The organism is Streptomyces sp. NPDC050546, assembly GCF_044457425.1.
Lineage (GTDB): Bacteria > Actinomycetota > Actinomycetes > Streptomycetales > Streptomycetaceae > Streptomyces.
In genome coordinates this window covers 381,218-396,218 of record NZ_JBITGX010000007.1, presented here as the reverse complement: position 1 = coordinate 396,218, position 15,001 = coordinate 381,218, and the positions used below count along the sequence as shown (strand labels likewise).

The 15,001-nt window shown below is 72.9% G+C and carries 11 protein-coding genes; 9 read left to right on the top strand and 2 right to left on the bottom strand.

Going from position 1 to position 15,001, the window contains the following annotated elements; all coding sequences use genetic code 11:
* Positions 1–119: 119 nt before the first annotated feature.
* From ACIBK5_RS20065 to ACIBK5_RS20025, 9 genes are all read left to right on the top strand, one after another.
* Positions 120–2,363 carry a molybdopterin oxidoreductase family protein gene (locus ACIBK5_RS20065; protein ID WP_399021191.1) on the top strand — a complete coding sequence of 748 codons (2,244 nt, stop codon included), beginning with the start codon at positions 120–122 and terminating at the stop codon, positions 2,361–2,363.
* Between the two features lie 135 nt (positions 2,364–2,498).
* Positions 2,499–3,962 (top strand): CitMHS family transporter, encoded by a 1,464-nt coding sequence (locus ACIBK5_RS20060; protein ID WP_399021190.1) that lies wholly within the window; start codon positions 2,499–2,501, stop codon positions 3,960–3,962.
* Between the two features lie 70 nt (positions 3,963–4,032).
* Complete coding sequence (locus ACIBK5_RS20055; RefSeq protein WP_399021189.1) at positions 4,033–5,277, top strand: MFS transporter; 1,245 nt, start codon at positions 4,033–4,035, stop codon at positions 5,275–5,277.
* Between the two features lie 93 nt (positions 5,278–5,370).
* Complete coding sequence (locus ACIBK5_RS20050; RefSeq protein ID WP_399021188.1) at positions 5,371–5,952, top strand: hypothetical protein; 582 nt, start codon at positions 5,371–5,373, stop codon at positions 5,950–5,952.
* Positions 5,953–6,484: 532 nt separating this feature from the next.
* Entirely contained in the window at positions 6,485–7,465 is a 981-nt protein-coding gene (locus tag ACIBK5_RS20045) for a class F sortase (protein WP_399021187.1), read from the top strand.
* Positions 7,466–7,648: 183 nt separating this feature from the next.
* Complete coding sequence (locus ACIBK5_RS20040) at positions 7,649–8,983, top strand: ABC transporter ATP-binding protein (protein ID WP_399021186.1); 1,335 nt, start codon at positions 7,649–7,651, stop codon at positions 8,981–8,983.
* A 128-nt stretch (positions 8,984–9,111) separates the two neighbouring features.
* Positions 9,112–10,500 (top strand): aldehyde dehydrogenase family protein, encoded by a 1,389-nt coding sequence (locus ACIBK5_RS20035; protein WP_399021185.1) that lies wholly within the window; start codon positions 9,112–9,114, stop codon positions 10,498–10,500.
* Positions 10,501–10,522: 22 nt separating this feature from the next.
* A complete protein-coding gene (locus ACIBK5_RS20030) occupies positions 10,523–11,605 on the top strand; it encodes a Zn-dependent alcohol dehydrogenase (RefSeq protein ID WP_399021184.1) in 1,083 nt (360 codons plus the stop codon).
* 191 nt (positions 11,606–11,796) lie between these two features.
* Entirely contained in the window at positions 11,797–13,167 is a 1,371-nt protein-coding gene (locus ACIBK5_RS20025; RefSeq protein ID WP_399021183.1) for an MFS transporter, read from the top strand.
* Here ACIBK5_RS20025 and ACIBK5_RS20020 read toward each other — a convergent pair.
* Positions 13,156–14,121 carry a DMT family transporter gene (locus ACIBK5_RS20020; RefSeq protein WP_399021294.1) on the bottom strand — a complete coding sequence of 322 codons (966 nt, stop codon included), beginning with the start codon at positions 14,119–14,121 and terminating at the stop codon, positions 13,156–13,158. The two genes, ACIBK5_RS20025 and ACIBK5_RS20020, sit on opposite strands and share 12 nt — an antisense overlap.
* Positions 14,122–14,232: 111 nt before the next feature.
* On the bottom strand, positions 14,233–14,943 hold the full coding sequence (locus tag ACIBK5_RS20015; protein ID WP_399021182.1) for an ArsR/SmtB family transcription factor: 711 nt from the start codon (positions 14,941–14,943) through the stop codon (positions 14,233–14,235).
* Between the last annotated feature and the right edge of the window lie 58 nt (positions 14,944–15,001).

The window sequence follows — 15,001 nt, the reverse complement described above, 5'->3', positions numbered from 1 at the left end:
CGCGGGTCAGGGCCCCCCTCAGGCGATCCGGTGCCGTCAGGGCCTCCCCTCCATGCATACCGGTCGGTATGCTCGGGCGCGTTCGTGCGTCACCGTAGCCGCCGCCCCCGGGAGGACCCGTGTCCCGCACCGCCCTGCGTATCTGTCCCCTGTGCGAGGCCACCTGCGGCCTGACCCTCACCATCGAGGGAACGCGCGTCACCCATGCCCGAGGTGACCGCGACGACGTGTTCAGCGAGGGCTTCATCTGCCCCAAGGGCGCCTCCTTCGGAGCGGTCGACTCCGACCCCGACCGGCTGCGCACCCCGCTGGTGCGCAGGGACGGGGAGCTGCGCGAGGCCACCTGGGAGGAGGCCTTCGACGCAGTCGCCGCCGGCATCCGCCCGGTCGTCGAGCGCTACGGCCCGAACTCCGTCGGGGTCGTCCTCGGCAACCCCAACGTGCACACCATGGCCGGCGCGCTCTACCCGACGGTGCTGCTCGCCGGGCTCGGCACCCGCAGCGTCTTCACCGCCTCCACGGTCGACCAGATGCCCAAGCATGTCTCCAGCGGACTGCTCTTCGGCGACGCGAACGCCATCCCCGTGCCCGACCTCGACCACACCGACCATCTGCTCCTGATCGGCGCCAACCCGCTGGAGTCCAACGGCAGTCTGTGCACCGCCCCCGACTTCCCCGGCAAGCTCAAGGCGCTCAAGGCCCGGGGCGGCACCCTCGTCGTCATCGACCCGCGGCGCACCCGGACCGCCAAGCTCGCCGACCGGCACATCGCCGTGCGGCCCGGCACCGACGCGCTGCTGCTTGCGGCGATGGCGCAGGTGCTCCACGCCGAGGGCCTCGTCGAGCCGACCCCGCACGTCCAGGGCGTCGAGGAACTGGCCGACGCCCTGCGGGAGTTCACCCCCGAGGCCGTGGCCCCGGCCTGTGACGTCGACGCCGGCCTCATCCGCACCCTCGCCCGCGAACTCGCCGCCGCCCCCACCGCCGCCGTCTACGGCCGCATCGGCAGCTGCACCGTCCCGCACGGCACCCTGGCCAGCTGGCTCGTCGACGTCCTGAACATCCTCACCGGCAACCTCGACCGGCCGGGCGGCGCGCTCTTCCCACAGGCCGCCACCGACAGGACCCCGCGCCCCGCCGGACCCGGCCGCGGGTTCGCCCTCGGGCGCTGGCTCTCCCGGGTGAGCCGGCACCCCGAAGCGAAGGGCGAGCTGCCCCTGTCGGCCCTCGCGGAGGAGATCGACACCGCCACCGAGGAGGGCGAGCCGGTCCGCGCACTGATCGCCGTCGCCGCCAACCCCGTGCTGTCCGCGCCCGACGGCGACCGGCTCGACAAGGCGCTCGACTCGCTCGACTTCATGGTCAGCGTCGACCCCTACCTCAACGAGACCTCTCGTCACGCCCATGTCGTGCTGCCCCCGCCCCCGCCCTCCCAGAGCCCGCACCACGACTTCGCCTTCAACACCCTCGCCGTACGCAACCAGGTCCGCTACACCCGCCCCGCGGTCCCGCTGGAACCCGGCCGGATGGCGGAGACGGAGATCCTGGCCCGGCTGATCCTCGCCGCGACGGGCATGCACGGGGCCGACCCCGCCGCCGTCGACCACATGGTCATCGACCAGACCCTCGGCAAGGCGGTGACGGAACCCCACTCTCCCGTGCACGGCCGCGACCCCCGCGAGCTCGCCGCACAGCTCACCGGCGACACCGGCCCCGAACGACGGCTGGACATGATGCTGCGCCTCGGCCCCTACGGCGACGGCTTCGGCGTACGGCCGGACGGGCTCTGTCTGGAGAAGCTGCTCGCGCATCCGCACGGCATCGATCTCGGCCCGCTGCGGTCCCGGCTCCCCCAGCCGCTGAAGACCCGCAGCGGCTTGGTGGAGCTGCTGCCGGGGCCGATCGCGGACGACCTGCCCCGCCTGCGAGCGGCCCTGGCCGAACGCCCCGAGGGGCTCGTCCTGGTCGGCCGCCGCCATCTGCGCTCCAACAACAGCTGGATGCACAACGTGCCCGCCCTGACCGGCGGTTCCAACCGCTGCACCCTGCACATCCACCCCGAGGACGCCGAACGGCTGGGCGTGACGGACGGGGCGCCGGTACGGGTGAAGGGCGCCGGGGGAGAGGTGACCGCACCGGCCGAGGTCACGGACGCCGTCCGCAGGGGTGTGGTGAGCCTGCCGCACGGCTGGGGCCACAACCGGCCCGGCACCCGCCTCAGCCACGCCTCGACCGACCCCGGCGTCAACGTCAACCAGCTCCTCGACGGCCGTCTGCTCGACCCGCTGTCGGGCAACGCGGTCCTCAACGGAGTGCCCGTCGAATGCGCCCCGGGGGCCGAAAAGCTCATGCCGCTGACCTGAGCAAAGCTGTGACCAGCAGTTCTGCGCTTATTGCTCGCACGTCAACGTCTTGTTAACGCTGCTTGACGGGCCCTAACGTCTCGGGAACCGCCGGCCCTGGTGGAATGTTCAAGGGCGAACGTTAGGTACCCACTCATGCTGACAATCCTCGGCTTCGCCATGATCGCGACCTTCCTGGTCCTGATCATGATGAAGAAGATGTCGCCGATCGCGGCGCTCGTGCTGATTCCCGCTCTCTTCTGCGTGTTCGTCGGCAAGGGCGCCAAGCTCGGCGACTACGTCCTCGACGGCGTGACCGACCTCGCCCCCACCGCGGCGATGCTCATGTTCGCGATCGTCTACTTCGGTGTGATGATCGACGTCGGTCTCTTCGACCCGATCGTCCGCGGAATCCTCAAATTCTGTAAAGCGGACCCGATGCGGATCGTCGTGGGCACCGCCCTGCTCGCGGCGATCGTCTCGCTGGACGGCGACGGCTCCACCACCTTCATGATCACCGTCTCGGCGATGTACCCGCTGTACAAGCGCCTGAAGATGAGCCTGGTCGTGATGACCGGTGTCGCCGCGATGGCCAACGGCGTGATGAACACCCTCCCCTGGGGTGGCCCGACCGCCCGCGCCGCGACCGCGCTCAAGCTCGACGCCAGCGAGATCTTCGTCCCGATGATCCCGGCGCTCCTGGTGGGTCTGCTCTTCGTCTTCGGCCTCTCCTACGTGCTCGGTGTGCGTGAGCGCCGGCGGCTGGGCATGCTGACGCTGGACGAGGTGCTGGAGGAGGAGAAGGAGAGCGAGACGGTCCTCGTGGGCTCCGGCGGCTCCGGTGACTCCGGCGACGGCAAGGTCTCGATGCGCAAGGGCGGCGGCACGGGTGCCGGCACCGGTACGGGCTCCGGCAGCGGCGCGGCCGCCGACTCGGGCGCCGAGGGCGACACCGAGGACGACGCCGAGGACGACGGCTTCCAGGGTCTCGACCCCAACCGGGCCACCCTGCGCCCCAAGCTCTACTGGTTCAACGCGCTGCTCACGGTCGCGCTGCTCACCGCCATGATCATGGAGTGGCTGCCGATCCCGGTGCTGTTCCTGCTCGGTGCCGCGCTGGCCCTCACCGTGAACTTCCCGAACATCCCCGACCAGAAGGCCCGTCTGGCCGCCCACGCCGACAACGTCCTGAACGTCTCCGGCATGGTCTTCGCCGCCGCCGTCTTCACCGGCGTCCTCCAGGGGACCGGCATGGTCGACAACATGGCCAAGTGGATGGTGGACGTCATCCCCGCGGGCATGGGACCGCACATGGCCATCGTCACCGGTGTGCTGAGCCTGCCGCTGACGTACTTCATGTCCAACGACGGCTTCTACTTCGGTGTCCTGCCCGTCCTCGCCGAGGCCGGTGCCGCGCACGGCGTCTCCCCGGTGGAGATGGCCCGCGCCTCGCTGGTCGGCCAGCCGCTGCACATGTCGAGCCCGCTCGTCCCGGCCGTCTACGTCCTGGTCGGCATGGCCAAGGTGGAGTTCGGCGACCACACCAAGTTCGTCGTGAAGTGGGCCGCCCTCACCTGCCTGGTCATCCTCGGGGCGGGCATCCTGTTCGGCATCATCTGACGATGCTCGATTGATGTCGCTCGATTGATGTTGCTGGATTGATCTTGTTCGATCTCCGTTGGAGGACATCGTGAGGCCCGGTGGGAACCGTGGCTGGCTGCTCCGTCTCGTCATCGCCTTCAGCTTCGCGCAGGCGGCGGTGTCGATGGCCCGGCCCGCCGTCTCCTACCGGGCCCTCGCGCTGGGCGCTGACGAACGCGCCGTCGGTGTGATCGCCGGTGTCTACGCGCTGCTTCCGCTGTTCGCCGCCGTCCCCCTGGGCCGCCGTACCGACCACGGCCGCTGTGCGCCGCTGCTGCCCTTCGGCGTGGTCCTGATCTCCGGCGGCTGCGCCCTCAGCGGCGTCGCAGGCTCCCTGGGGGCGATGGCCCTGTGGAGCGGGGTGATGGGCCTCGGCCACCTCTGCTTCGTCATCGGCTCCCAGTCCCTCGTCGCCCGCCAGTCCGCGCCGCACGACCAGGACCGCAACTTCGGCCACTTCACCATCGGCGCGGCGCTCGGCCAGCTGGTCGGCCCCATCGCGGCGGGCGCGCTGATCGGCGGCGAGGACATGGCCGGCACCAGCGCGCTCGCCCTGGTCGTGGCGGGCGGGGTCGGCGCGGTCGCCTTCACCTCGCTGTGGCGCATCGAGCACCGCCGTACCGCTCCCGCGTCCCGCGCGGACAAGGGCGACCGCGTCCCGGTCCGGAGCATCCTGCGCACCCGGGGCGTGCCCGCCGGCATCCTCATCAGCCTCGCCGTGCTGTCCGCGACCGACATCCTCACCGCGTACCTCCCGGTGGTCGGTGAGCACCGGGGCATCGCGCCGTCCGTGATCGGCCTCCTGCTCAGCCTGCGCGCGGCGGCCACCATCGCCTGCCGTCTGGTGCTGACGCCCCTGCTGCGGCTGCTCGGCCGGACCACGCTGCTCACCGTGACGTGTCTGCTGGCGGCCCTGCTGTGCGCGGGAATCGCCCTGCCGGTGCCGGTGTGGGCGCTCGGGCTGCTGCTCGCACTGCTCGGCTTCTGTCTGGGCGTCGGGCAGCCGCTGTCCATGACGACCGTCGTCCAGGCCGCACCCGACGAGGCCCGTTCCACGGCTCTCGCCCTGCGTCTGACCGGCAACCGGCTGGGCCAGGTCGCCGCGCCCGCCGCGGCCGGGCTGATCGCCGGGGTCGCGGGGGTGGCGGCGCCGTTCGTGATGCTGGGCGTGCTGTTGCTGGCGTCCGCGGGGGTCGCGGTGCGGTCGCGGCGTGAGCCGGGCGAGGCGGGGGGAGCGGACGACCCCGAACCCCGGCGGAACGGGATGCCGTTGGGCCGGAAGAGCGACATCTGACGCGTCGTGGGCGCTGCTCCGGCGTTTCCGGGTGACATGTGGCAGATAGTCAGGTGACGAGGTGTTTGTATGAAAATCATCTGACTTGGAGGCATGTTCATGCCCGTCGTACCCCTCGCACGCCGTGCCGGCACCCGCACCGCCGTCCTCGCCGCTGTCACCCTCGCCGGGACCACCCTGAGCGGGGTGCCCGCTGTCGCCGCTCCGGGGGACAACGGGGACGTCAAGATCCACGCGACCGAGACGGCCGCCACTGATCGCCGCAACGATTCGAAGGTCTGCGACTTCTACCTCGCCGCGTTCGACTTCGAGGCGGGCGAGACGGTCAACTGGACCATCCAGGCCCTGCCCGAGGTGCCGGCCAAGAGCGGCTCGGTCACCCTCAACGCGGCCGGAGCGGGCCGTAGCCCGCTCATCGACCTGCCCAACGGGCAGTACAAGCTGACGTGGCTCACCGACCGGGCCCACGGCGCGGGCAAGTTCAAGGTGTTCCAGGTCGCCTGCCCGGACTCCAAGGCCACCATCACCCCGAACGGCGGCGCGCCGGCGGGTGGTGGCGGCATCGCCCGTGCGGAGGCCTTCACCCCGGTCGCCGGCGCCGCCGCCGTCGGCCTGGCCGCCGTCGCCGGAGCGGTCTGGTTCCGCCTCCGCCGCCGCCCCGATGGCGCGGCGTAGGACACCATCCGCGTATCGCGCCGCTCCTGTGGGGCGGCGCGAGTCCGGGGCGGGCGGTGGTGCGGGTTCGGTGGGGCGGGGCGGGGGCGGCCCTGGAGCTGCCCCCGGGGGCCGACGTGGGGCTGGGCCTGGTGACGACGGCAGCCCGGTGGGGTGGCGCGAGGCTGGTTCCCGTTCTGACGGCGCTCCGGTGGCTCGGCGTGGGGCCCGGACCGGATCTGTTGGTACGCCGGTCGCTCGGCGTGGGGCTGGTTCTGGGTCTGTTGGTACGCCGGTGACTCGGCGTGGGGCTGGTTCTGGGTCCGTTGCCACCGCTGCCCGGAGAGGGGCCGGGCCCGGTGTCCCTCCGGCGGGTCGGCGAAGGGGTGGGCCGGGTTCCGGTGCCGGGCCCGTGGTTCGGCGTGGGGGCGGGGGGCCCGGTGGGGGCGGAGGCCGACGTGGGGGCGGGGGCGGTGGCCCCGCGGCCTGGCCCCGGCGGCCCCGCAGGCCCTGGTACCGGACGCGTGCCTACCGGCTGGCGCGGACGATCGCGGTGGCCTTCTCCTTGCTGCTGCTCGGCGTCTGCTGGGACCCGGGCGACGAGCCCAGCGAAACGGTCACGGCTCTCCCGACCGGCTCCGCCGAAGCCGCGGACGCCCTGCCGGGTGACTCCGACACCGCCCCGGTCGGCGCCACGGACACTTCCGCCGCCACCTCAGCCCTGCCCAGTCGCTCCGCCTCCACCTCTGCCCTGCCGGGCAATGCCGCCTCCGCTAATCCCACTCCCACCCCTGCCCCTCCAGGCCGCTCCACCGGCCCCTCCGGAGCCCCCGGGCCCGGCACCCGTACGCCACAGGCACCCGCATCCCGTACCGCCCCGGCTCAAGGGCCCGGCGCCCAGACCACCGAACCCGCCACCGGCAGCCACTCCGCACCGGGCCTGCGCCCCGCAGCCGGCGCCTCCCACCCGAGCCGCCCCCCGACCTCCGCACGCCCCCAAAGCCCCGCCCGCACCCAGACCCGCCCCCAGCCCTCCACCGCCCGACCACCCCGCGCCCCAGCCACCCCCCACCCCCTGCCCCGCTCCCGCGCCACCCGCCTCCTCATCCCCTACCTCCGCGTCGACGCCCCGATCATGCCCCTGGGCCTCGACCGCGAACGCCGTCTCACCGCGCCCCCGGAGGACAACCCGAAACTGGTCGGCTGGTACCAGCACGGCGCCTCGCCCGGCGAGCAGGGCATCGCCGTCGCCGTCGGGCATCTCGACACGGACCGCGGTCCCGCCGTCTTCGCGGGGCTGACGGAGCTGAAGCGCGGCCGGGAGATCAAGGCCCGCCGCGCCGACGGACGGATCGCCGTCTACAGGGTCGACGCGATCAAGTCGTACGAGAAGGACCGATTCCCGAACCAGGAGGTGTACGGCGCCCGGGGCCGCCCCGAGTTGCGCCTGATCACCTGCGGCGGCGCCTACGACCGCAGGAAGGGCTACTCCGGGAACGTCGTGGTGTTCGCCCATCTCGCCGCCGTCCGCTGACACCCTGGCCGAATCAGGCCGTCCGGCTTCTCACCAGATGGACCGAAGCCCCCGATCCCGCCCGGTGTCTTCCCCCGGCCGCACACATTCCGTTAACTTCCGTGACCCACAGCCCCGTACGACCCGTGCGGGGCCTCCGGTCCGCGGAGCACCAGCGCCCTGAAGACCCCTCGGGGGCATCTCATGACACGCGCCATCTCCCTGCACGACGTGAGCAAGGCCTACACGCGAGGCGCCCGCGTGGTGGACCGGCTGTCGCTGGACATCACCCCGGGCGAGTTCCTCGTGCTGCTCGGCCCGTCCGGCTGCGGCAAGTCGACCGTGCTCAGAATGATCGCCGGGCTGGAGGAGATCGACGAGGGCCAACTGCTGCTCGACGGCGAGTACGCCAACGACCTGCCGCCGTCCGGCCGGGACATGGCGATGGTCTTCCAGAACTTCGCCCTCTACCCGAACATGACCAGCCGGGCCAACATCGGCTTCCCGCTGCGCATCGAGGCCCCCGGCACCGACCCCCGCCCACGCGTGGACGCCACCGCCCGCATGCTGGGCATCGAGGACCTCCTCGACCGCCTGCCCGCCCAGCTCTCCGGCGGCGAACGCCAGCGGGTCGCCATGGGCCGGGCCATCGCCCGCCACCCCTCCGCCTTCCTGATGGACGAGCCGCTCTCCAACCTCGACGCCAAGCTCCGCACCCATCTGCGGGCCGAGATATCCCAGCTCACCGGTGAGCTGGGCGTCACCACGGTCTACGTCACCCACGACCAGGCCGAGGCCATGTCGCTCGGCGACCGGGTCGCCGTGCTGCGCGGCGGGGTGCTCCAGCAGGCCGACAGCCCGCGCGCGGTGTACGCGCTGCCCGCCAACGTCTTCGTCGCCGCGTTCATCGGCACTCCGCGCATCAACCTCCTGCGCGGTCTGGTGCGTGCCCCGCTGGACGGCGCGATGACCATCAGCCTGGGCAAGCAGTTCCTGCGGCTGCCCGAACCGCTCTCCCTGGACCACCAGTTGCTGCGGGTCCAGCAGGGCCGCGAGGTCATCGTGGGCCTGCGTTCGGAAGCCGTCCGGATCGCCAAGCACTCCTCGGCCCGTCCCGGCGAGGTGCCGATCACCGGCCTGGTCGAGCATGTGGAGTTCCAGGGACACGAGATCCTCGTCCACTTCAACACCGGCTCCAGCCCCGCCATCGTCCCCGAACTGGAGGCCCCGCGCCCTCGCCCCGGCCGCCCCGCCCGGCGGCGCCGCCGCGAGGGCTCGGTGCTCACCCGGCTGCGGGAGCGGTCCGCGGCCGGGCGGGCCGGACCCGTGGTCGCCCTGGACCACCCCGAGGCCGCCGTCCCCGCCACCGCCGAACCCCGCCTGCCCGGGGACCTCATCGTCCGCACCACCCCGGACCTGGCCCTCCGCCACGGCATGCAGGTGCCGCTCCTCGTCGACCTCGCCCATCTCTTCGTCTTCGACGGGAACGGCGACCGCATCTGCCCCCACCCGGCGCGGCTGCCCGATCTGGGGGAGTGAGGAGCCGCACGTCCGGGCGGGCCCGCTCCGTGCTGTGATGACCGGGGTGACCGGGACGTCTGGCGTCGAAAAACTATCGCCGCTAGTTTATGTGCCGGACGACGACGCCCCGCCCCGGAGGAAGCGCGATGAAGGCATACGACGGCATGTACATCGGGGGCGCCTGGCGCCCGGCCGCCGGCCAGGACGTGATCGAGGTCGTGAACCCGGTCGACGAGCAGGTCATCGGCACGGTCCCGGCGGGCACCGCCGAGGACGTCGACACCGCCGTACGGGCCGCCCGCGCCGCCCTCGCGGACTGGGCCGCGACCCCGCCCGCCGAGCGCGCGGCCCGCCTGGCCGCCCTCCGGGACGTGCTCGCGGCCCGCGCCGAGGAGATCGCCGAGACCGTCACGGCCGAACTCGGCTCGCCCCTGAAGTTCTCGCAGGCCGTCCACGCGGGCGTGCCGATCGCGGTCGCGGGCTCCTACGCCGAGCTGGCGGCGACGTACGCCTTCGAGGAGAAGACCGGCAACTCAGTGGTGCACCACGAGCCGGTCGGTGTCGTGGCCGCGATCACGCCCTGGAACTACCCCCTGCACCAGATCGTCGCCAAAGTCGCCCCGGCCCTCGCGGCGGGCTGCACGGTCGTCGTGAAGCCCGCCGAGGACACCCCGCTGGTCGCCCGCCTGTTCGCCGACGCGGTGCACGAGGCCGGGATCCCGGCAGGCGTCTTCAACCTGGTCACCGGCCTCGGCCCGGTCGCCGGCCAGGCCCTCGCCGAACACCCCGGCGTCGACCTGGTCTCCTTCACCGGCTCCACCGCCGTCGGCCGGCAGATCGCCGCGATCGCCGCCGGGCAGGTCAAGAAGGTCGCCCTCGAACTCGGCGGCAAGTCCGCCAACGTCATCCTCCCGAGCGCCGACCTGGCCAAGGCGGTCAACGTCGGGGTCGCCAACGTCATGTCCAACTCCGGGCAGACGTGCAGCGCCTGGACCCGCATGCTCGTCCACCGCGACCGGTACGACGAGGCCGTCGAACTCGCCGCTGCCGCCGCCGCCAAGTACGGCGACCGCATCGGCCCGGTCGTCAACGCCAAGCAGCGGGCCCGGGTGCGCGGCTACATCGAGAAGGGCGTCGCGGAGGGCGCCCGCCTGGTCGCCGGCGGCCCGGAAGCCCCGCGCGAGACGGGCTACTTCGTCAGCCCGACCGTCTTCGCCGACGTCACCCCGGACATGACCATCGCCCAGGAGGAGATCTTCGGCCCGGTCCTGTCGATCCTCCCCTACGACGACGAGGAGGACGCCCTGCGCATCGCCAACGGCACGGTCTACGGCCTGGCCGGCGCCGTCTGGGCCGGTGACGAGGCCGAGGCCGTGGCCTTCGCCCGCCGGATGGAGACCGGCCAGGTCGACATCAACGGCGGCCGCTTCAACCCCCTCGCGCCCTTCGGCGGGTACAAGCAGTCGGGCGTGGGCCGCGAACTCGGCGTGCACGGCCTGGCCGAGTACCTCCAGACCAAGTCCCTCCAGTTCTAGAACCAGGGGAGTCCCTTCCGCCATGGCTGTCCGCGCCGCCGTTCTGCCCGCCGTCGGATCCCCGCTGGAGATCACCGCCATCGACCTGCCGGACCCCGGACCCGGACAGGTCCGCGTCCGGCTCGCCGCCGCCGGGGTCTGCCACTCCGACCTGTCCCTGTCCGACGGGACCATGCGCGTCCCCGTCCCCGCCGTCCTCGGCCACGAGGGCGCCGGCACGGTCGTCGCCGTCGGCGAGGGTGTCACCCATGTCGCGCCCGGCGACGGGGTCGTCCTCAACTGGGCCCCGTCCTGCGGCGCCTGCCACGCCTGCTCGCTCGGCGAGGTCTGGCTGTGCGCCAACGCCCTCAACGGCGCCGCCGACGTCTACGCCCGCACCACCGAGGGCACCGACCTCCACCCCGGGCTGAACGTCGCCGCGTTCGCCGAGGAGACGGTCGTGTCCGCCGCCTGCGTCCTGCCCGTGCCCCAGGGCGTCCCGCTCACCGACGCGGCCCTCCTCGGCTGCGCCGTCCTCACCGGCTACGGCGCCGTCCACCACTCGGCGCGAGTCCGGGCGGGCGAGACGGTCGCGGTGTTCGGCGTCGGGGGCGTGGGGCTCGCCGCGCTCCAGGCCGCCCGGATCGCGGGTGCCTCGAAGATCGTCGCGGTCGACGTCTCCGCCGAGAAGGAGGAACTGGCCCGGGCGGCCGGCGCCACCGACTATGTCGTCGCCTCCGAGAACACCGCCCGTGAGATCCGCGCCCTCACCGGCAAACAGGGCGTCGACGTCGCCGTGGAGTGCGCCGGCCGCGCGGTCACCATCCGTACGGCCTGGGACTCCACCCGGCGCGGCGGCCGCACCACGGTCGTCGGCATCGGCGGCAAGGACCAGCAGGTCACCTTCAACGCCCTGGAGATCTTCCACTGGGGCCGCACCCTCGCAGGCTGCGTCTACGGCAACTCCAACCCGGCCGAGGACCTCCCGGTGCTCGCCGAACACGTCCGGGCGGGCCGCCTCGACCTGAGCGCGCTGGTGACGGAGCGGATCTCCCTGGAGGGCATCCCGGCCGCGTTCGAGAACATGCTGGCGGGCAAGGGCGGCCGGGCCCTGGTCGTCTTCTAGCCCGGCGCTCCCGCCACCCCGGCCTCCTCGCGAGGCCGGGGCCTCAGGCGTGCCCGCACGCGCGGTCGGTGCCAAGTACAGGTAAAAGTCCTGGTGCGCGACCCGTTGACGTCCATACCGTCCGGTCAGTACGTTCCCGGAACCCGAGCCACCCCCCGTTCCGTCCCCGCACCCACCGGAGCGTGCACCGCATGGACACGGCACCTTCCGCTCAGCCCGCCACCACCACCCCGGCCGCCGGCAACCGCCGCCGGGTAGCCACCGCGGCAGCGCTCGCCTCGGCCGTCGAGTGGTACGACTACTTCGTCTTCGGCATCGCCGCCGCGCTCGTCCTCGGCGATCTCTACTTCCCCGCGGGCAGCCCCACCGCCGGCGTCCTGGCCTCGTTCGCCACCTTCGCCGTCGGCTTCCTCGCCCGCCCCATCGGCGGCATCGTCGCCGGCCACCTCGGCGACAAGCGCGGCCGCAAGCCGATGCTGGTCCTCGCGCTCACCCTGATGGGCGTGGCCACCACCGGCATCGGCCTGCTGCCGACGTACGAGACGATCGGCGTCGCCGCCCCGATCCTGCTCGTCCTGCTCCGCGTCGCCCAGGGCGTCGCCGTAGGCGCCCAGTGGGGCGGCGCGATGCTCCTGGCCACCGAGTACGCCCCGGAGGGCAAGCGCGGCGTCTACGGCAGCGTCGTCCAGCTCGGCGTCCCCATCGGCGTCGTGACCGCCAACACGGTCTTCCTGGCCGCCGGCGCCCTCACCACCGACTCGGCGTTCGCCGCCTGGGGATGGCGCGTGCCGTTCCTGGTCGGTCTGCTGGTCCTCGGACTCGCCTGGTACATCCACACCAAGGTCGAGGAGACCCCCGCGTTCCGGGAGGCCGAACGCGCCCTCGCGGAGAAGGAGAAGACCGAGCAGAGCTCGCCCCTGCGCACGATCATGCGCGGTCACCTCGGCACGGTGCTCCTCGCCGGCGGCTCCTTCGCCGTCAACACCGCGACGTTCTACATCCTGATCACCGGTGTCCTCGACTACACGACCCGTGAGCTGGACATGAAGAAGAGCGCGGTGCTCACCGTCTCGCTCTGCGTCAGCCTCACCCAGCTCGTGCTGATCCCGGCCGCCGCCGCGCTCTCCGACCGCGTCGGCCGCATCCGGATCTACGCCCTCGGCGCCGTCGGCATCGCGCTGTGGGCCGTACCGCTCTTCCTGCTGATCGACACCGGCTCGCTGCTGTGGCTCGCGGTCGGCACGTTCGTCGCCAGCTGCTTCCTGAGCATCATGTACGGCCCCCAGGCCGCCCTGTTCGCGGAGCTGTTCACGCCCGAGATGCGCTACACCGGCGCCTCCCTCGGCTACCAGATCGCGGCCGTCGCCGGCGGTGGGCTCGCGCCCTTCGTCATGGTGCTGCTGCTGGAGGCGACGGGCACCTCGATGGCCGTGTCCGGCTACATCATCGTGCTCTCGGTGATCGCGCTGGTCTCGATCAAAGTCCTCGCGGACCGTGCCCGTGCGGCGGAATCGGCGGAACCCGCGACCGAGCCGGCGGCGGAGGCCGAGTCAGCGGGCTGAGTCCGCGGCCTCCTCGGGCCGGGGCTCCGGAGCCGCTCCCGGAGCCCCGCCCCGAGCCGCCGCCCGCGACCGCGACCGGGACACCGCGACACCCGCAAGGCACAGCACACCGCCGACCAGGGTCAGCAGCCCCGGCACCTCGCCGAGGAACAGCCAGGACATCAGGACGACCAGCGCGGGCGCCGCGTACGTCGTCGCGCCCATCTTGCTCGCGGTCGTCCGGGACAGGGCGTATGCCCACGTCGTGAAGGCGAGGGCGGTCGGGAAGATGCCCAGATACACCATGTTGAGCGTCGCGGAGGCCGGCGCGTCGGCGGCGTCCTGGACGAGCTGCCCGGCGAACGGCAGACACAGCACCGCGCCGACCAGGCACCCGAACGTCGTCACCTGCAAGGGACTCGCCGTGCCCAGCGCCGGCTTCTGCGCCACGACACCACCGGCGTACGCGACCGCGGCCAGCAGGCACAGCACCACCCCGAGCACCGAGGACCCACCCTCGCCCGACATCGAGAGACCCACCGTCACCGCGCCGGCGAACGACACCGCCATCCCCGCCAGCAGCCGAGGCGGCATGGGGTCCCCGAGCAGCCGGGCACCGAGCAGCGCGATCAGGATCGGCCCGGTGTTCACGACCAGGGCGGCCGTGCCCGCGTCGACCTGCTGCTCGCCCCAGTTGAGCGCGACCATGTAGAAGCCGAACCACAGCAGCCCCGATATCGCGATCCCGCGCCAGGCCGAGCGCGGCGGCACCCCCTCCCGCCGCAGCAGGCAGATCAGGCCCAGCGTCAGCGCCCCGGCCAGCAGCCGCCCGAGCGCCAGCGCGCCCGGGGAGTACGCCTCACCCGCGCTGCGGATCGAGACGAAGGCGGACGCCCACAGCACGACGGTCACCGCGGCAGCACCGGCGGCCAGCACTTCCGCACGGCGGTCGGGACGGGACGGGGAGGTGTTCATCATGCTCCAGAGGCTAGGAGGGGTGGAGGGACGGACGCTCGCGGATTTCGGACGGGGTGTCGAGGCATGCCGGGCGGTGGTGTGTCCGGCCGGTCCGGCCGGGATACGAGGTCAGCGCAGCGCCGTCGGCTCCACGCCCAGCAGATCGAGGAAGGCCTGTTCACCGGCCGCCGTCACCTTCACGGCCCGTTCGGAGCCGATGCGCACGCACCACCCCGTGTCCAGGGCGTGCCGGCACAGGGCCGCGCCCGCCACGCCCGCGAGATGGGGCCGGCGTTCGGTCCAGTCGAGACAGGCCCGCGCCAGGGGACGCCGGCCACGCCGTTCGAGACCGATACCGGCCGACGCGAACCACGCCACGCCCGTGTCGGTGAGCGCGAACCCGGTCTCCTGCCGCAACAGCCCGCGTGCCGTGAGCGCGTCGGTGACCGCGATGCCCAGCCGGCCGGCGAGATGGTCGTAGCAGGTGCGGCCCCGGGCCATCGCCGAACCCGCGCTCGACTCCCGCAGGCTCCGCGGCCGTACGGCAGTGCCCGGTGCGACCTGTGCGGCCAGGTCCTCCACCAGCTGCGCGACCCGCGCGTCGGCCAGCCGGACGTACCGGTGCCTGCCCTGCCGTTCCTCGGCGAGCAGCCCGCCCGCGACGAGCCTGCTCAGGTGCTCGCTCAGCGTGGAAGCGGCGACACCCGCGTGCCGCGCCAGCTCGCCCGCGGTCCAGGCCCGCCCGTCGAGCAGCGCCAGCAGGCACGCGGCCCGGGTCTCGTCCGCGAACAGCCCGGCGAGCCGTGCCAGGCTCGTGGCCCGGGGGTCCCTCTTCGTCATGGCCCCAGCATGGAACACGGACCGTTCGGCCGCCGCCGAAGTGTGCCTGTGCCGACGT